Here is an 18,847-nt window from a genome sequence, read left to right as displayed (position 1 = left end):
ATGGCTCAGAGCAACCGCGACCGTATCGACCGCATGTTCCAAGTACTTGCGCCGGCACTCGACGACTTCATCTCAACCGTCGTTGGTCAGGGCGATCCGTCACTCGGGGCCGCGTGGACCAAGCTCGTTCAGGCCAAGGATGGCAAGAACGGGGCTCCGTCGACGAAGACGTACGACGCCCTGGACCCGCAGGTACAGTTCAGGATCCTGACCGAAGGCAACATCACCACCGGGTTCAAGCCTGGGTGGCGCCCGTTCAATCAAGCCATCGGCCGCAGCGGCGAGACATTTGCCAACGAACTTCGCGAGGTGCGCAACCAGTGGGCACACAACGGCACCTTCACCGATGACGACGCGTACCGCGCCCTCGACACGGGTGAGCGGCTCCTCAAGCTGATCGGTGCCGCGAAGGAAGCCGATGAGGTCCGAGGGATTCGGCACAACCTTCGTCGCGTCACCGCGGACAAGGATGACAAGAAGGTTCTGAAGGCCGCCGTCGACAACCCCGAGGCTGCAGGTCTTCGGCCCTGGCGCGAGGTGCTTCAGCCGCACGACGACGTCGCGACCGGGAACTTCCATGCGTCGGAGTTTGCGGCGGACCTCTACAAGGTCGCCACAGGCGGCGAGGTCGACTCCGACTACGCCGACCCCGTCGAGTTCTTCCGCCGCACCTACCTGACCGAGGGTCTCCGTGACCTGATCGGCCGAGCTGTCCGCCGGCTCGCAGGCGACGACAATGCCTCTCCGGTTATCAACCTGCAGACCAACTTCGGTGGCGGCAAGACGCACTCGATGCTCTCGCTGTGGCATGTGGCGTCGGGCTTGCCGGTCGGCGATTTCCCTCAGGAGACCCAGGAACTTCTCACCGCCAGCGGATACTCAGCCACCAAGGTCAACCGCGTCGCCATCGTCGGCAACCACTTCAGCCCGTCCGGCGTCACGAAGGATGACGGCACCCATGTGAACACGATTTGGGGTGAGCTCGCGTGGCAACTCGGTGGGCCGGAGGCCTACGCGGTCGTCGCTAAGGCTGACCACGACCGGACCCACCCAGGCGACGCTCTCCACGAGCTGCTGGCCAAGTACGCGCCCGCCGTCATCCTCATCGACGAGTGGGTCGCCTACGCGCGGTCACTGGTCGGTCGTGACGACCTTGCCGGCGGCACGTTCGACGACCAGTTCACGTTCGCGCAGTCGCTCACCGAGGCGGCCAAGGGCACCAAGGGCGTTCTGCTCGCGATCTCGATTCCGGCGTCGGAGACAGGCGACGCCAACGACAAGATCGCTGCGGGCAACGCGGAAGAAGTGGGCGGACAGAACGGCCTGGAAGCCCTCAAGCGCCTCCAGAACGTCGTTCGGCGCGTCGCGGACCAGTGGCGCCCCGCCTCGTCCGACGAGGCCTACCACATCGTGAAGCAGCGGCTCTTCAAGCAGCCGGATGCCGCAGCGCTCGCGGCCATCGGCGCGACTGCTCGCGCGTACGTCGAGATGTACCGCAAGTTCTCTGACGACTTCCCGCGCGAATCACGCGACGGAGCCTACGAGGACCGGATCAAGCGGACCTACCCGATCCACCCGGAGCTGTTCGACACCCTCTACGAGGAATGGTCGTCGCTGGAACGCTTCCAACGTACCCGTGGCGTCCTGCGCCTGATGAGTACGGTCATCCATGCTCTCTGGACCGGTGAAGATCAGTCGCCACTGATCATGCCTGCGTCGATCCCGCTTGCCACCGCGAACGTGAACTCCGAGCTCACGCAGTATCTCCAGGACTCCTGGAAGACGATCATCGATGCCGACGTCGATGGCTCGAATTCCGAGCCGGCTCGTATCGACAAGGAGAAGCCGCTCTTCGGTCAGCGGGCGTTGACCAAGCGCCTCGCCCGCACGGTCTTTTTCGGAGCGGCTCCGACGATCGCACCCGGATCGGTCCACAAGGGCATCGGTGCCCAGCGGGTCTTCCTCGGAACCGCGATCCCCGGCGACGTCCCCGGCAACTTCCACTCCGCGCTGACCCAGCTCGGCGACCGCGCGACGTACTTCTACTCCGGTTCGGGCAAGTACTGGTACGACGTCCAGCCCAACATCACCCGCACCGCGAAGGACCAGGCCGAGCGTCTCCACAAGGAGGATGTGTGGGCCGAGATCGTCCGACGACTCCAAGACCAAGGCCGCAAACGAGGCGACTTCGCCGGCGTCCACGTCTGCCCGGAATCAAACGCGGACATCCCTGACACCGACGAGACTCGACTGGTCATCCTGCACCCGAAGGTCGCCCACAAGCGGGGTACGGAATCTGCGGCAAAGGAATTCGCCCACACGGCCACTGAGCACCGCGGCAGTTCGAACCGAACAAACCGCAACGCACTCGTCTACCTTGCCGCGGACGAGGCGCGACTCGAAGAGCTCGAGAATGCGACCCGCGACTACCTCGGATGGACGCACGTACTCGCCAACGAGGCCGACCTCGATCTGACCCAAAACCAGAAGAACCAGGCGTCGCAGCGGGCGGCTCAGGCCGACAAGACTGTCACCGCACGTCTGCTGCAGAGCTTCACGTGGGTTTTGGTGCCCGCGCAGCCCGACCCGGGTGCGCCGTTCCTGATCAAGGAGACCAAGGTCGAGGGTCAGTCCGACGCCCTCGCGGACCGAGTCTCGCGACGGCTGGGCAACGACGGTGATCTTTCGACGCGGCAGGCCGCGGCAACGATCCGCCTCGCAGTCGGCAAGGTCCCGCAGATCTGGAAGGACGGCCACGTCTCATTGGGCTCGTTGTGGAGGCTGTACTCGCAGTACCCCTACATGCCGCGCCTACGTGACCGGTCCGTTCTCGACGCGGGCATCCTCGATCTGCCGATGATCTGGCAGACAGATGCGTTCGCCCTTGCGGCGGGCTACGACGAGGACGCCGGCCGGTACATCGGCCTTTGGACGCCGGAGGACAAGGAGCGCGCGCCGGTCGCAACCGACTCGCTCCTCCTCGTCCGCCCCGACGTCGCGGAGAAGCAGCGCGCGTCCGAACCCGGCCCTGTGCCGGCACCGGGACCCGGCCCCGAGCCGGCTCCGGGTCCCGCGCCGAACCCGCAGCCGGGTCCCGGCCCGACGCCGACTCCGAGGGTCGACATTGCCTGGCCGACGCGCTTCTACGGAGTGAAAACCCTCAACCCCGACAAGATCGCTCTGGAGTTCAAGAATGTTGCCGAAGAGGTTCTCGCGCACCTTCGTTCCGGGGAGAACACCAGCGTGACGGTGCGGATCGAGATCGAGGCGACGGACTCCGATGGCTTCAACGAGAGCCGCGTTCGAACCGTCTCCGAGAACGCGAGGACGCTCAAGTTCGACCAGTCCGGATTCGAGGAAAGCTAGGCCGGCACGGGCTGCGGAGACTGATTATGAACGCGCTTTCGCGCATTCGTCATTCCTAGGGAGGCTGGTCGGGTTCGTCGCCGATGAGATGCTCGGCGATGGACCCATAGCTGATCGCGACCTTGTGTTGAGACTTCAAAGCGCGGGCGGAAGGCGTCCGTCCGGCGGTAGCGGATGTGCCCGCCAGTTGATAGGTGCGGTGTGAAGTGCCGTCGAGGCTGCGCCCTGTCCGCCGCCCCTGTCCTAAGAGAGACAGGGGGGCTTTCGGAACAGGTCTCGCGTAAAGCCTGCTGTTCCGGGTAGTTCCAAACCTGTTCCGAACAGCTCCGAGCTGCGAAACGTGGTGACCTGTTCCGAACACCCAGAACAGTTGCAGGGTCGGAAAACCTGTTCCGAGACCTGTTCTGAGCCCCGTGGTTTGCGATCTTGTCCGGGAACAGGTCATTCGTCGTCCAATACGGTGGTCTGGGCCTTCGCATTCCGTATCCCGACCACGCGGGTCATGAATGCGGCGCTCCGTGTCGGCATGCCGTTGTCTTTCATCCACGCGATGGTCTTGTCTCGGCCAAACACCGGACAGCCCAGCCGGTCGAGTTCGTTCGCCATTTGCTGTTCCGCGTCGATCTGCTGTTGCAGCGTCGGCGCTTCGACCTTCACGGTGACCTGGTGGGTATCCGCGTCGGAGTCGAGTACCACCCGCGCGGCAATCTGCCTCTCGCCTGCCCTGCCTGCCGGACTCGCGCCGCGCACATACCCTGGCCGGTCCTTGCTGATCTCCAGTCGCAGGACGCTGGTCCGCCCCCGCGCAAAAGGAGGATCGTCGGAGCTGACGAGGTAGCACACATCGGCCAGTGCGCGCTTGGACTGCGCACCGATCGCGTAGTTCCCGCGCGTATCCTTCGCCTTGGTCACATGATCGGTGGACACCACGGCCGCGCTGTTTCGCGCGACGGGTTTCAGCAGTCTCTCGGTCCAGATCGCGACGTCGTCGTTGGAATCGCCCTTGAAGCCGAATGTGCTCAGACATGCGGTCACACCGTCGATTACCGCCAGCGCGTAGCCGGTCAGCGTGGCTGTGTCGTTCGCGGTGGGTGGCATCTCCGGCTGTCGATAGTCGAGGTATCGCAGTAGGTCGCCCTTGGGCACACCCATCGCGCGCAGTCGCCCGGTGATCTCGGCGGCGTCCGTCTCGTAGTCGAGGTAGAGAACCCGCTCACCGAGTGCGATCTGTTCGGCGACCGCCTGTAGCGCGATCCAGGACTTCCCTACTTCCGATTCGCCGATGAACGAATGCGCCTTGCCCGGATAGATCAGCCCGATGTCGTCGGATCGGCGCAGTATCGTCGCGCGGGGCGGCTCGTAGTCGTCGGCGAGGACTTCGGCCAGATCGACCTTGCCCCACGGTGAAACCGGCTCCGTCACTGCCGTATCCGTTGACATAGTCGTGTCAACCCCAGCCGCCGGCTCGTCTTCGGTGGTGGTCCGCTCGCGCAGATCCGGGGGCAGCCCCTCCAGTGGCCTGCGCCGCCACTGTGCCTCCCAGATCTTTCCGATCTTCGGCAGGTCGAAGCCGGGGTCGCGCGGTGCCTTCTCCACCAGCACCTTTCGCGCCTCCGCCTCGGTCAGCGTGTTCCAGTGCTCACGGGCGAGTTGCCCCAGCCGCCACGCCGCGTCGGCGGTGATCTTCTGCCAGCCATTGCCTTTCGCGTCGCGCTGGCCCGGCGTCCAGTCCTGCAACTCGCGCAGTTCCTTGCCGATCCTCTCCCGCGTGCTTTCGATATAGCTGTCCACGCGCGCGCGCTGGTTCTCGGTCAGGTCGGCGTATTCGACATCATGCTCACCGGGTGATTCATCTTCGGGTGCGGCGTCGCCCACGCGGGCGGTGCCGACCATCTCCGCGATGTGCGCGCCCGAGTCGTCGGTGGGGCCGTCCTCGGCCAGCCTGTCCAGATCCGGCCGCGTAGTCCATTGGTAGGCACGGATTTCGCCGTCCACCTTCGACTTCTTCCGCGTCGGCGCGATGAACAGGAAACCGCAGCCCGCACCGTCCACGCCCGCCTTGACATCCAGTCCGTTGCTGATGCCGTCGCGGCTACGCACACCAAGTGCTGCGACCAGATCATGACCACCGCCGCTCGGGGTCGCTGCCGTGCCATACGTGGTCGGCCATACTCCGGCGCTGAGCATTCCGTCGCGGGTGACATCGCCACCATGGCGCGTGTCCCAATCCAGCCCATCCAGGCCATGACCACAGACCATGCCCAGTGCGTCGCCGTCGCGGTAGGTGTCGAGCACCGCCGGGTCGGGCTTCGTGTGCTGCCATGCGGTCGGCAGCCGGTATCCGCAGTTGCCGGTGCCTCCGTCCGGGTCCCAATTGCCCTCGGCGTTGGTTGCCTTGGGAGCGACGAAAACCGGGATGCCGTGCTCGATCAGCTTTCGCGCGATCGTCAGGTCGTCTTCGCTCATTCGCGGCCACCGCCCAGCGAAAACGAGCCGGAGAAAACGCGCCGCCCGTCACGGCTGACCGTCAGCGTTCCGAGCACGCCCACACCGAGCGCTGCCGTCAGGAAAGCCCGTTCAGCAGCAGTCAGCGCGCGGGTGTATTCCGTGGCATCGGGATAGCGGGCAAAGAACTCGCGGTCACGGTTTCTGCGCCTGTTGTGTCGGTGTCGAGAGACTCGAGTAGGCTTGCAGACGCCGAACCGAATCTCTCTGGTGTTGGTATTGCCCCCGGTGCTATTGGTCACGCCGGGGGCTTTCTTCGGGCTCATCCGGTACCGCCGCCTTCGGCGTGCTGTGCGGCTTTCTTTTTCGCGCCGTACCGTTCGCGGTCGCGCTCACGCTTCTTCGCCCTGACTTCGGGATTCGACAGCCGTTCGCGGCTTCGGCTCCGGTTGCATTCAGCGTACTTGAGATAGCGCCCGTCTCTATACAATCCAACGTTGGCCAAGACGTGGCCGTTTATGCAGCGGCCCGAATCTCTCGCGCGGACTCTCTCGGCGGTCAAACCGACACCTCGCTTGAGGTTGATGCGATTCGTGACCGCCTCCAAATGCTCAGGTTTCACGCACGATGTATTTCGGCAAAGATGGTCCAGCACAAGCCCTCCGGGAATTTGCCCGCGAAACACCGTGTACGACACCCGATGGGCACGGAAGCCCTGCCCTTTGCGGTCGATATACCCGTAGCCTTTGGAGCTTCTCCGTCCCTGCCACACCCAACACGGGGTCCCGACAACAGGATTCGGTGTCTCGGAGACAACAACATTGGCGTGGATATCTCCGCGTGTGAACAGCCCAGCAGGAATCGGCCTGCACCTCATGCGACACCGCCGCCGAAAGGTCGTAGGACAGCGCCCAGGTCGGTCAGCCGAATCCGAACGGCCTTGGTTCCGAGCTTGTACGCCTTCAGTTTTCCGTCGGCGATGAGACGGCGAATCGTGCGCTCGTCGCAACTGAGGATCGTCGCTGCACCCTGAAGATCTGTGTACTCCGGCGCGGTTACTACTGTCTGCTTCGCCATTGTTTTGCTCCCTGCTTTTAACTCCGAATAGTCACGGACGTGACCGGTCAGATGCTGCAGCAGGAGCGGAAACAGGTGCCCGAGAACACAGCGCCCTCAGAACTCAATAATCTCAGCGGTTCACAGCAGTCACACCATGCGATGTGCCGTGTCGGGTGAAATTGCCTCTACGCCATCACAATTTGCAGAAAACGATGAGCGCAGACAAGAAATGAGAGAGTCGACGCCCCCCAAGGAGATTTATTTCGTGGCGATCTTCGACAACAGCGCCGCGATTTCGGCGTCCCGCCCTTTGGCTACGTGCTGATACCGCAGCGCGGCAGCGGATGTGCTGTGCCCCAGGCGATTCATCAACTCGGCCAGCGTCGCCCCGGTCGCAGCGGCCAGGGTCGCCGACGTATGCCTCAGGTCATGGAATCGCAGGTCACCGCGCCCGGCCGCCTCCCGCGCGGGGTACCACCAGCGGTAGAAAGTCGCCGGGGCCAGGGGCTGACCATGCACCGCCGGAAACAGGAGTGCGTCGGGCTCGGTCCCCACATGGTCGTCCAGATGCGCGGCGACGATCGGGCACAGATGCGGTGGAATGGCCACGTCCCGGCTACCGGCCTGCGACTTCGGTGTCGTGACCTCGAACCCGTCGTCGGTGCGCACCACCCCGCGATATAGGCGAATCTCCCCGGACCACACCGTCTTCCGCTTCTTCTGCTTCGATTCGAGGCGAATATCGCTGCGCCGCAACTCGGTCAGCTCCCCGAACCGCAATGCGCACCACGCCGCCAGCAGCACCATCGCCCGATAGCGTTCGGGCATCGCGGCGGTGATCGTCTCCAGCTCCGGCAACGTGGCGGGGCGAATCTTCACCACGCGCTTGGCGCTTCCGGCACCCCGGATATGGCATGGGTTCGCGCCGATCTTTCCCTCACTCGCGGCGCTTCCCAGGATGGCCCGCACTAGCCCGTAGGCATGGCTGCGCATGGTCGGCCGGTCGGTCAGGGTCACGGCGTGCCAGTCACGGATGTCGTCGGCGGTGATCGAACCCAGCAGCTGCTCTCCCAGCATCGGCAGGATGTTCTTGTCCAGCAGCCGCCGGTAGTGCTCGCGGGTGCGCGTCTTGAGCGGCCGGTGCTTGAGCCACTGCTCGGCGTACTCGCGGCAGGTCACGCGCTTACGATCCGGTGCCTGCGGCGGCTGCCATACCTTGCGGATGATGTCGGCCTGTTGCATCGCCAGCCAGCCGCGCGCGTCCTGCTTGGTGAGGAATGTGGTCGGTGCCTTGTACCGCTTGCCGTCGCCGTCCGGGCCGTAGTACAGCGCCCTGAAACGTCCGCTGGGCAATTTCTGCACCGTGCCGAACGTTCCGGTCTGCCTGGTTTTCCTGCCCTCGCCACGTGCCATCGGGAATCGCCTGTTTCGTGAACTGAACGTGAACTGAGATGTGGCACTCTGTGTCCGAATCTGTCCACAGCTGCCTGCTTACACATCCACTGTACGCGCAGGTCAGAACACTATTTGCGCAAGCAAGGGACTTTCCCGACAGTAGGCTTAGAACTGGTTCAATCCCAGTATCGCGCACCAACGAAGAACAGGTCAGCCCCGGTTTCGACCGGGGCTTTCTTGTATCCGGACCCGAAACGAACGCGTCCGCCGCCCCTCGACTGGGATACGGTCGAACAACAAGCCGAGCGACAAGGAGGGATGTCGTGCGCGATTCGGTAACCGTCCATATGGCGGCGTCGCCGGCGCAGGTGTGGGCGCTGGTCAGCGATGTCACCCGGATCGGCGAGTTCAGTCCGGAGACGTTCGAGGCCCGATGGGTCGGCGGGGCAACGGGCCCCGCGGTGGGGGCGAAGTTCCGGGGGCATGTGCGGCGCAACCAGGTGGGGCCGGTGTACTGGACCACCTGCCGGGTCGAGGTGTGCGAGCCCGACCGCGAATTCGCCTTCACCGTCCTGGGCCCCGGGGGAATGAGTATCAACAGGTGGAGTTACCGGCTCGAGGCGCGCGACGGGGGCACCGATGTCACCGAATCGTTCGAACTGGCGGCGATCGCGCCGTTGCGGCTCTACTGGACGGCGCTCGGCTGGGCGCGCGGCCGGCGCAACCACAACGACATGGCCACCACGCTCAACCGGATGAAGATCGCGGTCGAGCACGGCTGAAGCCGGTCCGGGCTAGCCGGCGAGGTCGACACCCAGCACCCGGTCGAGCACCCGCGCTCCGCTGTCGGTCAACCGCAGCGTGCGGCGGGTGCCGGGGCGTTCCACCCAGCCCGCGGTTTCCATGCGGGTCAGGACCGCGGCGCCGAGCGCGCCGCTCAGATGATGGCGTTGCTCGCTCCAGTCGACGCAGAAACGCAGCAGCGGGCGGCGCCGGCCACGGGCGGCGTCGAGATCCACGCCCAGCTCGGCGAACAGGGGCTCGGCATTCGGGCCCAGGCGGTACGGGTGGTCCGTCATCGGCGCGGAGATCGGATCTCCCTGTGCGCGTGCGGTTCCCGCGACACCGTCGGTCCGGGTCAAGGCCTGCCGATCGAGCAGCGCCTCGGTGACCGCGACGCCCAGCCGACCGGCCAGGTGGTCGTAGCAGCTGCGGGCCCGGCGCAGCGCCGCCGCGCGGGTGGATTCGCGCAGGGAGCGCACGGGCCGCGTCGGCGCCAGCACGGCCAGCGCTTCGATCGCGGCGCCGACCCGCGAATTCGCGATGCGGTAGTACCGGTGCCGGCCGGATCGCTCGACGGTCAGCAGCCCGCCCTCGACCAACCGCGCCAGATGTTCACTGGCTGTGGATGCCGCGACCCCGGATTCCGCGGCCAGTACCGACGCGGGCAGCGCGCGACCGTCCGCCAGGCCGATCATCATGCGCGCCCGGGTCGCGTCGGCCAGCAGGGCGCCGACGGCGGCGATATCGGCATATCCGTAGAGAGGTCGGCGATCGGTCATGATCCGAGTCTGCCGCGACAACACTTCGGTGCCCACCGAACCGTCGTCGCCCGCAGGACGCGGCGACATCCGCCGACCGGTGCGCGACCCGGCTTCGCGACCTTGACTACCGTCCTGGTTCGGCCGACATTGAGGTGGTGCGTGTGCGTGCGGAGGAACTGGATGCGCCACCGACCGAGGGATTCGACCCGATCGGAACGGTCGAGATGACGCTGAGCGCGTTCGGCGCCGGCGACATCCACGGCTCGATCGACGAGATCGCGTACGCCGCCGCCGACCTGGGTGGTGAGTACTTCCACGTCACCGACTCCCTGGGCGCACGGGTCACCGCTGTCGTGTATCGCCGGAGTCGCCGCCGGCGATGGTTCCGCCGCCGGACCTGACTCGCGCCGCCACGGGCGAAGAGCGAAAGAAGCGGCGGGAGATGGATGTTCGTCGTCACGAGCCGCTCCGTCGCCGATACTTCGGTCCGGGCCGAAAGGTTCCGCACCCACACTGCGGATATGACTTCGACTCCACAGGTGCGCAATCCGGCCGTCATCCTCACGGTGATGTGCGCCGGGATGTTTCTGGTGTTGCTGGATGTGACCATCGTGAATGTCGCACTGCCTGCGATCGGGCGTGGTCTGCATACGGACGTCGCATCGCTGCAGTGGGTGGTGGACGGATATGTGATCGCGATCGCGGGACTGCTGCTGGCGGCGGGGACCGTCGGCGATCGGACCGGTCATCGCCGGATGCTGCTGGCCGGATTCGCGGTCTTCGGGCTGGCGTCGCTGGCCTGCGCACTGGCTCCGGCGATCGGCGTGCTGATCGCGGCGCGGGTCGTCCAAGGCGTGGGCGGCGCGCTGCTGTTGCCCAGCACCATGGCCGTCATCGTGGACGCCTTCCCGGATCGGGCCCGACAGGCGAAGGCATTGGGTACCTGGGCGGCGGTCTCCTCGCTGGCACTGCCGGCGGGGCCATTGGCCGGCGGAATTCTCGTGGACCGCTTCGGGTGGCGGCCGGTGTTCTGGATCGCGGTGCCGCTGACGATCGCGGCGACCGTCGCGGCGCGGGCCGTGGTACCGACCACACCAGCACGGCGTGGCGGGCGTATCGATGTGCCGGGGCTGGCCGGGTTCGTCCTCGGCCTGAGTGCGCTGGTGTTCGCCATCATTTCCGCGGGCCACCACGCGGCGACGGCGGTCGTCGGCATCGCGGTGGTGGTCGCGGTGGGCGCTCTGGCGGGCGCCTACGGCTCGGCGCGGCACAGCACGCATCCGTTCCTGCCGGTGGACCTGTTGCGGCACAAGGAATTTCTCGCCCCGAATGTCGTGGCCCTGATGATGAACCTGATCTTCAACGGCATCCTGTTCATCGGCATGCTGTATCTGCAGGACACGCTGGGCCGCTCCCCCGTCGCGGCCGGCGTCAGCGTGCTGCCGCTGGCCCTGCCGCTCGTGCTGCTGGCACCGGTCTCGGGGCGGTTGACCGCCCGGTACGGGCCGCGCCCGGCGATCGCGATCGGCTGTGCCCTCGCGGCCTGCGGTTCCGCGATGCTGCTGACGCTCGACGGCCGCGGTGGAAGCAGCGGACTGCTGCTGAGCTTCACCGTGCTCGGCTGCGGGTCCGGCCTCATCACGACGTCGGTGGTCGCGGCGACGGTCCGCGCCACACCGGCGGACCGGTCCGGGCTGGCGACGGGTGTGTCCAATACCGCACGGCAGGTCGGAACCGCTTGCGGTGTCGCGATATTCGGTGCGGTGGCCGGATCACCGACCGGGGCGCGCTTCGTCGGCGCCATCCACACGCTGGCGATCGGATCGGCGCTCGCGTGGGTGGTGGCGCTGCTGGTCACCGTGTTCGCCATCGAAGCCGGCGGGTCGCGAACGGCCGAAGCGAGCCGACAGGGCCGCCTCACCGAACCGGCTCGCCGCTGAGTCACCGAGCGGCTCGCCGCTGAATCCGGTCACCACATCGGCGGACACGCCCGCGCGCGAGCGCCCGGAACCCGCACGAGGGCATAGGCTTTCGAAAGGACGTGCGAGACAGCGAAAGGCATGTGGTGACCACCAACCGGATCGAGGAGATACAGGCCGGGCTGCTCGACGACCTGCGCGACGGCATCTCCTTCACCTCCGAGCAGATGGCCGACACGCTGGCGGACATGGTCGCGGCCCAGACCGAGGAACGCCCCCGCGACGGCGAGCTGCTCACCCGCCGGCTCGGGCTCGACGGTGCGCGCCCGGAGACCTTGACACTGCTGGGCGCCCGCTTCGAACTGTCCCGCGACCGGGTGCGCCAGCTCTACACGCGGGCGGCGGGGCAACTGCTGCGGCGAGTACAGGCCACCGGCTACCCCGACCCCGCCGTGTTCGCCGGGCAGTATCCGGTCGGCTGGGGCGATCAGCGGCTCACGCGCACGCTGCTCATCGAGACCTACGTCGGAGATTGCGATATCGCCGCCCAGGATCTCGCCTATCTGAAGCTGCGGCTGGCCGGGCATTCGCTCATCGACGCCAAACGGGTCGCGGGTTTCGTCTATCAGCGCATCGCGGGATGGCAGCAGCGTGGCCGGTGGCATCTCGATCGCCCTCGTACGGCCGAACCCACTGCCGGGCAACTGCTTCCGCTGCTGCGGCGGGTGGAATGGCCGAGCGCGGATCCCGACGACCTGCCCGAGCTGCCCATCACGACGGTCGATGCCGACGACGACGCCCGCGGCCACATGTTCGCCGAGAAGCTCGGCCGCGAAACCACATTCGACACCGCGCTGCAGGCCCGGCTGCTGCGCATACTCGACGACGGCGAACAGATCGACAGCTACACCGAGCGGCCCACGGCTGTCGACTTCACCGTCGACGGCGTCGCGGACTCCTACTGCCCCACCGTCGGCGCGCGGCTGACCGACGGACGGGTACTGCTGATCGACGTGGTCGCGTTGGGGCAGTTGGGGTTACACGCCAACCGGGTGCGTCTGGCGGCGGCCCGGGCGCACGCGCATTCCCGCGGCTGGGGGTGGCTGGTGTTCACCGGCAGCCGGCTCGGGGAACCGGATCTGTTGCGGCACACCGTACCCGCTCGCTCGGAGAACATCCTCCGCAACCGGATCGCCACCGGCGCCGTGCACTGGACCGAGTTCCACGGCCTGGCCGACGAGACCGGCCTGGAACCGGTGGACCTGATCGCGCTCGTCCTGCGCCACGGCTGGCGCTGGGATCGTGCCCCGTTCCGGCTGAGCGCGACCTGACCGGTCCTACTTCAGCATGAATCCCGCCACGATGAACGTCACGATCACCAGCATCGCGAAACAGGTCATCAGCTGCCAGTGCAGCACCGCCTCGCGCTGACGCGCGATCCGTACCCGCAAGCCGGCCTCCAGACGGTCGCGGTCGGACAGCCGGCGTTTAACCGCATCCAACTCCCCGGCGACGAGTTCGGCGCGTTCGAGCCGGTGCATCATCTTGTGCATCTGTTTGGCTTTGTCGCGAGTCGCCCTGCGCGCCAACGCCAATTCGGTGCGCTGGTCGAGCAGTTCCTGCCGCTGCTGCGCGATCATCATCGCCTGTGCGTGGGTGTGGGCCTCCCAAGTGCTCACCGTCGCCCACCCTCTCGTGTCCTCGTCCAGATACCCGCAGGCCAACGTGCCCCCGACCCAACCATCGATGAATTCCCTTATTCCCCACGGGGTTTGCCTGTGGCTGAGGATACCGTCGGAATCGAGGTCCAGCCCGCCCGACAATGCCCGGTACTCACAGCCGGCGGCGGCGAAATCGTCCACGCCCAGTGCCGGTATCTGCCCGATCCAGTATCCGGTCGGACACAGCCACAACACCTCGTCACAACCCACCGCCTTCAACCGGGCCGTGCGTTTTCGCGCGTGCTCGATCGAGACCGGCGCGCTGCGCACCTCGATAGCGCACAACCGGTTCCCGCGCCGCCACAGCAGACCCGGCGTCTGCGCACCCAGCGGTTTGTCCACCTCGGCATCGTCGGCGCCCGCCGCCAGCAGCCTGCCGCGCAACCAGTACTTGAGCCGCTGCACATCCCAGTGACAGTCGCCACATCCGGGTTCCCGACACCGGTCACCCGCCTGATGTCCACGCGGATTCGGCTCCACCACAGGCAGTTTCACCGGCTCCAGGGGAGCCAGCGTCGTCGTCTGCTGCCTCGTGTCGGCCCGTTCTGTCGTACTCACGCGACCACTCCCCTACCCGTGCACCAGCGGCCCGTGCGGTCCGCTGTCTCCAGAGTGCCGCACCGGCCAGGGGGCTACACGTCCCCGTGACCGGTTTCGTTATCCAACCGGGAGCCCGACGTGATCATCGACTCCGGTGAACTGCGGAATCGTCCGCCGTCGGACGGCGGCGTAATCGCGACGTTGCGAAGCCGGAACGTCCGCCGCACGGCCTCGGGGCCCGAGCCCTCCGCTACCGCCAACGGGCACTCACCCATTAGGCTGCGCAGATGTTCGACCGCGGATACATTCCTGTATCGACCACCCTGCGGGCCGCCCGCACCGCCAATTCGGTGGCCTTCGCGCTCCAGGGCTTCTTCCTCGCGGTCGTGCTCACCGAACTGCCGCAACAGCGGGATCGGCTCGGGCTCACCGACACCGTCATCCTGGTCGCGGTCGTGATGATCTCCGGCCTGGCCGCCGGCGGCAGCCTGCTCGCCGAGCGGGTGGCGGTGCGCTGGTCGAGCCGGGTGGCACTGCGGGCCGGGCTGACGCTGATAGCGGTGAGCGGGCTCGCGATCGCGGTCGCCCCGAATATCGTGGTCGATCTGATCGCGCTCGGCTGCTACGGGGTCGCTGTCGGCATGGTCGACGCGGGCACGAATATGCAAGCCGTCTTCATCCAGCACGGGTACGGGCGGTTCGTGCTGTCGTCGTTCTACGCCGCGTGGAGTGCCGGCTCGATTCTGGGCGCACTGTTCGTCTCCGGCTGCGAGAAGGTCGGCATCACGCTGCCCTACGCGGTCACCATCGCCGCCGCGGTGGTCGCGGTGGCGAGTCTGGTGTTCGGGCCGCGACTGCTCGGCGCCGGCCAGGCCGAGGCCCAGCCCACCGACTCCGGCCGTACCCCCGAACCCCTTGCGGCCGTTGCGCTGCGGGCCTATCTCGCCCTCGGAATCGCGATGGCGCTGGTGTTCGCGATCGATCTGGCGGTGGGCAACTGGTCGGCGCTCTACCTCACCGACGATCTGCTGTCCTCGTCGGCGACGGCGGCCCTGGCACTGGCCGCCTATCAGGGCGCCTCGCTGCTCACCCGGCTCAGCGGCGACTGGTGGGTGCGCCGCTACGGCGCGCGGGCGGTGGTGCGGGTGGCCGCCGGTATCGGCGTGCTCGGACTGACGCTCGTGGTGGCCGCGCCCGGACCGGCCACCGCGCTGGCCGGATTCCTCATCGCGGGCCTCGGCCTGCCCGTGATCGCGCCGCTGTGCTTCAGCGAGGCCGGTCGGCTCACCGAAGGCCGCGGACTGGACGCGGTGATCGCGCGGCTCAACCTGTTCAACTACGCGGGCACGCTGATCGGCGGCGGCGTGGTCGGTGCGGTCGCCGCCGCGTCGAGTCTGCGGATCGGGTTCGTGATCCCACTGCTGTTCGCGCTCGTCCTCATCGCCACCGCCCGCTTCTTCCGGCCACGTCCGGCGCCCGGCGACCTGTCGGCGACGCACACCGGACATGTTGTACTGGACCCATGACCGAGCAGGAAGTCGTCGTCGACCGCGCCGGACTCTGGGACGCCGAGGAATTGAGCGACGTCGCTACCGCGACGTTTCCCCTGGCCTGCCCGCCGGAGCTGAGCGAGGAGAACATCGGCACCTTCATCGCCGAGGTGCTGTCCGGCGAGCGCTTCGGCGACTATCTGAGCGATCCGCAGCGGATCGTGCTCAAGGCCGTCCTCGGCGGCGACATCGTGGGCTACACCATGCTGATCTCCGGCGAACCGGTCGACGCCGCCGTCGCCGCCCTGATCGAAGCCCGCCCCGCGCTCGAGATCAGCAAGATGTACGTGATGCCCGGCCATCACGGCAGTGGCGTTTCGACCGCTCTGATGAACGCGGCGGTGGATTACGCCCGCCGCGGCGGATATCCGGTGATCTGGCTCGGCGTGAACCAGCGCAACGAGCGAGCCCAGCGCTTCTACGGCAAGCACGGTTTCCGCCGGATCGGCACCAAGACCTTCACCGTCGGCGACCAGTTGTGCCACGACTTCGTGATGCAACGGGAGTTGTGAATCCGGCTGTCGCGCAACCGGATTCCACCCGCGTGCCGAAATCCGCGGTCAGGACAGCAGTTTCGCCCTCAAGGTCGCGATATCGCCGTCGGTCAGCTTCAATCCGTCGTGCACGTAGTTGTCGAAACCGCCGTAGCTGCGATCCACCTGATCGAAGGCGGAATCCAGCGCCGACTGCACGACACCGTTGACCGCGTCGCCCGCGGCGGCGTCGCGGTAGTAGTTCGACAGCAGGAAGTCGTAGTTCACCGTGTGGCGATCCACGCCGAGGATCGTCAGCAGCACGGCCGCGGTCCAGCCGGTGCGATCCTTACCGGCCGAGCAGTGGAACAGCACCGAACCGTCGCTGCCGGCGACGTCGTGCAGGACTCCGGCGAACGCCTCGCTCGCACCGGGAGCCGTGACGAACGCGCGGTACAGGTCGCTGCCGGCACTCAGCGTCGACGCCATGACCTGCGGCGGCGCCTGGCCGATCACATCGCGGATGTTCAGCGTCGCCCCCGCCGGCACCCGGTCCTGCCCCAGCGCGCGCTCGTAGCTCGTGCGCAGATCGTCGACGACCCGCAGTCCGCGCGCGGACAGCGCGGCGGAATCGGCGTCGGACAGTTTGCTCAGGTCGGCGGTACGGAACACCAGGCCGGTCCGGACGACGTGGCCGTCGGTGGTGCGGTATCCGCCGATATCGCGGGCATTCTGCACACTGGCCAGACGCAGTGACCGGTTCTCGGTGTTCACCGCGACCGACGAGGGCGCCGCGGGCGGGTCGGCGGCGACCGCGACACCCAGCGCCGGACCGGTCGCGATCAGGGCGCCGGCGGCGACGGTGGCGGCGAGGCGAATCGAACGATGGGCCATGTCAGCTCCGTTCAGAGGGAAACTGGACAGTCGTCCATGGTGGAAATTCGCCTCCCGACAGTACGCTGTACGAACCGGGCTCAGCCCGCCGGGACCTCGAATCGCGACAACGCCAGCAGGCGCGAGATCGCGCGCAGGTACTTCTTGCGGTAGCCGCCGCCGAGCATCTCCTCGGAGAAGATCTTGTCCAGCGGCGCGCCCGACACGGTGACCGGCGTGCCGGCGTCGTAGAGCCGGTCGGCCAGCACCACCATCCGCAGCGCCACCGCCTGATCGGTGATGGTGTGCACCGCCGAGATGTAGACCGACGACACCCCGGCGATCAGCGAACCGTACTTCGACGGATGCAGCGTGCTCAGGTGGGCGAGCAGCGCGTCGAAGTCGTCGAGCGTGGAATCCGGTGTGGCCGCGGCCTTTTCGGACAGCAGTCCCGGATCGGTCGGCTCCGGCGCGGGCGGCAGATCCCGGTGGCGGTAGTCGGGGCCGTCGACGCGGACGGCGTCGAACAGCGAACCCAGCTTGCGGATCTCGCGCAGGAAGTCCTGCGCGGCGAACCGGCCCTCGCCCAGCTGATCGGGCAGCGTGTTCGACGTCGCGGCCACCGACACGCCCCGCGCGGTCAATTCGGTGAGCAGCCGCGACACGAGCATGGTGTCGCCCGGATCGTCGAGTTCGAATTCGTCGATGCACAGCACGCTGTTGCCGCCCAGCCGTTCCACCGCGTTCGTGAAGCCCAGCGCGCCGACCAGATTGGTGACCTCGCCGAAGGTGCCGAACGACTTCGGGCCGGGCGAAGCGTGGAAGATCGAGGCCAGCAGGTGCGTCTTGCCGACGCCGAATCCGCCGTCGAGGTACAGCCCGGCGCCGTCGACCTGCTTCTTCTTCCCGAACAGGGATTTCCTACCGGCGGCCGCGTGGATCTTGCCGACCCGCGCGGCGAAATCCTCGGCCGCGCGCACGGCCGCGGCCTGGCTCGGCTCCTTGGGGTCGGGAATGTAGGAGGCAAAACTCACCTCGTCGAAGGTGGGCGGGGGCACCATCTGGGCGATGAGTTGATCGGCCGGAACCTCCGGATGACGATCGACGAGGCGTTGTTGCACGCTTGCAGCGTACTGACGTGGTGTGATCGGACCTTATGCAGCGTGTCCCCGATGCGATCCAGTTCACAGCACTGACCACCGACGGTGCCGGCGAGATCACCGACCTGGTTCAGCTCTACACCTATCCGACGGCCCTGGAGCGGCCGTGGATCCGGGTCAACTTCATCGCCAGCCTCGACGGCGCGGTCACCGTCGACGACCGTTCCGGCGCCCTGGGCCGGCCCGCCGACGCCACCGTCTTCGCCATCCTGCGCGACCTGGCCGACGTGATCGTCGTCGGCGCCGGGACCGCGCGCGTGGAGAACTACGGCGGTGCGCGCACCGACTCCCGGCGCCGCATGCGCCTGCACCACCACGGGCTGGGCGGGGCGCGCGACGGTGCGCCGCCGCCGATCGCGGTCGTGACCGCCAGCGCCGCGCTGGATCCGGCCAGCCGGCTGTTCACCGACACCCAGCGCCCGCCGATGATCCTGACCACCGCCGCGGCCGACGGCGAACGCAAACGCCTGCTCGCCGAGACCGGCGCGGAGGTGATCGAGGCCGGGCAGAGCACCGTCACCGCCGCCGACATCCGCCGCGTGCTGGGCGAGCGCGGACTGCTGCGGGTGCTGTGCGAGGGCGGGCCGTCGCTGTTCGGCGAACTGATCGGCGCGAGCGCGGTCGACGAGTTGTGCCTGACCCTCTCGCCGCTGCTGGTCGGCGGTACAGCGGGCCGAATCGCGGTGTCGCCCAATGCCTTGCCGACCCCGATGAGCCTGCGCCACGCACTGATCGACGACGACGGCACGGTGCTGACACGGTGGGAGCGCAGCCGCACCCAAGGCTGAAACGGCGCACCGGA

The 18,847-nt window shown here is 67.2% G+C and carries 17 protein-coding genes and 1 pseudogene; 8 read left to right on the top strand and 10 right to left on the bottom strand.

Annotation, left to right across the window (positions count from 1 at the left end):
- Entirely contained in the window at window positions 1–3,366 is a 3,366-nt protein-coding gene (locus IRT45_RS15950) for a Swt1 family HEPN domain-containing protein (protein ID WP_194806632.1), read from the top strand.
- 441 nt (window positions 3,367–3,807) lie between these two features.
- On the opposite strand, the gene IRT45_RS37765 is transcribed toward IRT45_RS15950, so the two are convergent.
- The 6 genes and pseudogenes from IRT45_RS37765 to IRT45_RS15925 form a co-directional block, all read right to left on the bottom strand.
- Complete coding sequence (locus IRT45_RS37765; protein WP_194806631.1) at window positions 3,808–5,661, bottom strand: AAA family ATPase; 1,854 nt, start codon at window positions 5,659–5,661, stop codon at window positions 3,808–3,810.
- A 167-nt stretch (window positions 5,662–5,828) separates the two neighbouring features.
- Window positions 5,829–6,137, bottom strand: coding sequence for a hypothetical protein (locus IRT45_RS15940; RefSeq protein ID WP_194806630.1), 309 nt, complete (start codon window positions 6,135–6,137; stop codon window positions 5,829–5,831).
- The gene (locus IRT45_RS36885; RefSeq protein ID WP_228534406.1) at window positions 6,134–6,373 is read right to left on the bottom strand and encodes a hypothetical protein; all 240 of its coding nucleotides are present in this window, start codon (window positions 6,371–6,373) and stop codon (window positions 6,134–6,136) included. Before IRT45_RS36885 ends, IRT45_RS15940 begins: the two co-directional genes overlap by 4 nt.
- A gap of 30 nt (window positions 6,374–6,403) precedes the next feature.
- Window positions 6,404–6,688: pseudogene (locus IRT45_RS38030) on the bottom strand (HNH endonuclease signature motif containing protein); the annotation flags it as partial.
- Window positions 6,685–6,888 carry a helix-turn-helix domain-containing protein gene (locus IRT45_RS15930; protein WP_194806628.1) on the bottom strand — a complete coding sequence of 68 codons (204 nt, stop codon included), beginning with the start codon at window positions 6,886–6,888 and terminating at the stop codon, window positions 6,685–6,687. The gene IRT45_RS15930 and the pseudogene IRT45_RS38030, both read right to left, overlap by 4 nt.
- A 240-nt stretch (window positions 6,889–7,128) precedes the next feature.
- Window positions 7,129–8,283 (bottom strand): tyrosine-type recombinase/integrase, encoded by a 1,155-nt coding sequence (locus IRT45_RS15925; RefSeq protein ID WP_194806627.1) that lies wholly within the window; start codon window positions 8,281–8,283, stop codon window positions 7,129–7,131.
- A gap of 305 nt (window positions 8,284–8,588) precedes the next feature.
- Here IRT45_RS15925 and IRT45_RS15920 point away from each other — a divergent pair, with 305 nt between their 5' ends.
- Entirely contained in the window at window positions 8,589–9,047 is a 459-nt protein-coding gene (locus tag IRT45_RS15920; RefSeq protein ID WP_194806626.1) for an SRPBCC family protein, read from the top strand.
- Between the two features lie 12 nt (window positions 9,048–9,059).
- Here the strand turns inward: IRT45_RS15920 and IRT45_RS15915 are convergent, their stop codons facing one another.
- Complete coding sequence (locus tag IRT45_RS15915) at window positions 9,060–9,827, bottom strand: helix-turn-helix transcriptional regulator (RefSeq protein WP_194806625.1); 768 nt, start codon at window positions 9,825–9,827, stop codon at window positions 9,060–9,062.
- Window positions 9,828–9,964: 137 nt separating this feature from the next.
- On the opposite strand from IRT45_RS15915, the gene IRT45_RS15910 reads away from it, so the two are divergent.
- From IRT45_RS15910 to IRT45_RS15900, 3 genes are all read left to right on the top strand, one after another.
- Window positions 9,965–10,210: a hypothetical protein gene (locus tag IRT45_RS15910; RefSeq protein ID WP_228534405.1), complete on the top strand. Its 246-nt coding sequence runs from the start codon at window positions 9,965–9,967 to the stop codon at window positions 10,208–10,210.
- Between the two features lie 120 nt (window positions 10,211–10,330).
- Window positions 10,331–11,749, top strand: coding sequence for an MFS transporter (locus IRT45_RS15905; RefSeq protein ID WP_228534404.1), 1,419 nt, complete (start codon window positions 10,331–10,333; stop codon window positions 11,747–11,749).
- Between the two features lie 101 nt (window positions 11,750–11,850).
- A complete protein-coding gene (locus tag IRT45_RS15900) occupies window positions 11,851–13,059 on the top strand; it encodes a hypothetical protein (protein WP_309240987.1) in 1,209 nt (402 codons plus the stop codon).
- A 6-nt stretch (window positions 13,060–13,065) separates the two neighbouring features.
- On the opposite strand, the gene IRT45_RS15895 is transcribed toward IRT45_RS15900, so the two are convergent.
- Window positions 13,066–14,007, bottom strand: a complete 942-nt coding sequence (locus IRT45_RS15895; protein ID WP_194806623.1) for a hypothetical protein — start codon at window positions 14,005–14,007, stop codon at window positions 13,066–13,068.
- A gap of 269 nt (window positions 14,008–14,276) precedes the next feature.
- Here IRT45_RS15895 and IRT45_RS15890 point away from each other — a divergent pair, with 269 nt between their 5' ends.
- Window positions 14,277–15,515, top strand: a complete 1,239-nt coding sequence (locus tag IRT45_RS15890; RefSeq protein WP_194806622.1) for an MFS transporter — start codon at window positions 14,277–14,279, stop codon at window positions 15,513–15,515.
- Window positions 15,512–16,051, top strand: a complete 540-nt coding sequence (locus IRT45_RS15885; protein ID WP_194806621.1) for a GNAT family N-acetyltransferase — start codon at window positions 15,512–15,514, stop codon at window positions 16,049–16,051. The genes IRT45_RS15890 and IRT45_RS15885 overlap by 4 nt, the downstream gene beginning before the upstream one ends.
- Window positions 16,052–16,099: 48 nt before the next feature.
- Here the strand turns inward: IRT45_RS15885 and IRT45_RS15880 are convergent, their stop codons facing one another.
- Complete coding sequence (locus IRT45_RS15880) at window positions 16,100–16,906, bottom strand: tyrosine-protein phosphatase (RefSeq protein ID WP_194806620.1); 807 nt, start codon at window positions 16,904–16,906, stop codon at window positions 16,100–16,102.
- Between the two features lie 80 nt (window positions 16,907–16,986).
- On the bottom strand, window positions 16,987–18,006 hold the full coding sequence (zapE, locus tag IRT45_RS15875; protein ID WP_194806619.1) for a cell division protein ZapE: 1,020 nt from the start codon (window positions 18,004–18,006) through the stop codon (window positions 16,987–16,989).
- Window positions 18,007–18,041: 35 nt separating this feature from the next.
- Here zapE and IRT45_RS15870 point away from each other — a divergent pair, with 35 nt between their 5' ends.
- The gene (locus IRT45_RS15870; protein ID WP_194806618.1) at window positions 18,042–18,833 is read left to right on the top strand and encodes a pyrimidine reductase family protein; all 792 of its coding nucleotides are present in this window, start codon (window positions 18,042–18,044) and stop codon (window positions 18,831–18,833) included.
- Window positions 18,834–18,847: the final 14 nt, after the last annotated feature.

Origin of the sequence: Nocardia sp. BSTN01, from assembly GCF_015354405.1 — a bacterium.
GTDB lineage: Bacteria > Actinomycetota > Actinomycetes > Mycobacteriales > Mycobacteriaceae > Nocardia.
This window is presented reverse-complemented; position numbering and strand designations above follow the sequence as displayed.

Coding starts and splice junctions, on each gene's coding strand:
- IRT45_RS15950 (WP_194806632.1), top strand. CDS start 1: ATGGCTCAGAGCAACCGCGACCGTATCGACCGCATGTTCCAAGTACTT.
- IRT45_RS15940 (WP_194806630.1), bottom strand. CDS start 6,137: ATGAGCCCGAAGAAAGCCCCCGGCGTGACCAATAGCACCGGGGGCAAT.
- IRT45_RS15930 (WP_194806628.1), bottom strand. CDS start 6,888: ATGGCGAAGCAGACAGTAGTAACCGCGCCGGAGTACACAGATCTTCAG.
- IRT45_RS15925 (WP_194806627.1), bottom strand. CDS start 8,283: ATGGCACGTGGCGAGGGCAGGAAAACCAGGCAGACCGGAACGTTCGGC.
- IRT45_RS15915 (WP_194806625.1), bottom strand. CDS start 9,827: ATGACCGATCGCCGACCTCTCTACGGATATGCCGATATCGCCGCCGTC.
- IRT45_RS15905 (WP_228534404.1), top strand. CDS start 10,331: ATGACTTCGACTCCACAGGTGCGCAATCCGGCCGTCATCCTCACGGTG.
- IRT45_RS15890 (WP_194806622.1), top strand. CDS start 14,277: ATGTTCGACCGCGGATACATTCCTGTATCGACCACCCTGCGGGCCGCC.
- IRT45_RS15885 (WP_194806621.1), top strand. CDS start 15,512: ATGACCGAGCAGGAAGTCGTCGTCGACCGCGCCGGACTCTGGGACGCC.
- IRT45_RS15880 (WP_194806620.1), bottom strand. CDS start 16,906: ATGGCCCATCGTTCGATTCGCCTCGCCGCCACCGTCGCCGCCGGCGCC.
- IRT45_RS15870 (WP_194806618.1), top strand. CDS start 18,042: ATGCAGCGTGTCCCCGATGCGATCCAGTTCACAGCACTGACCACCGAC.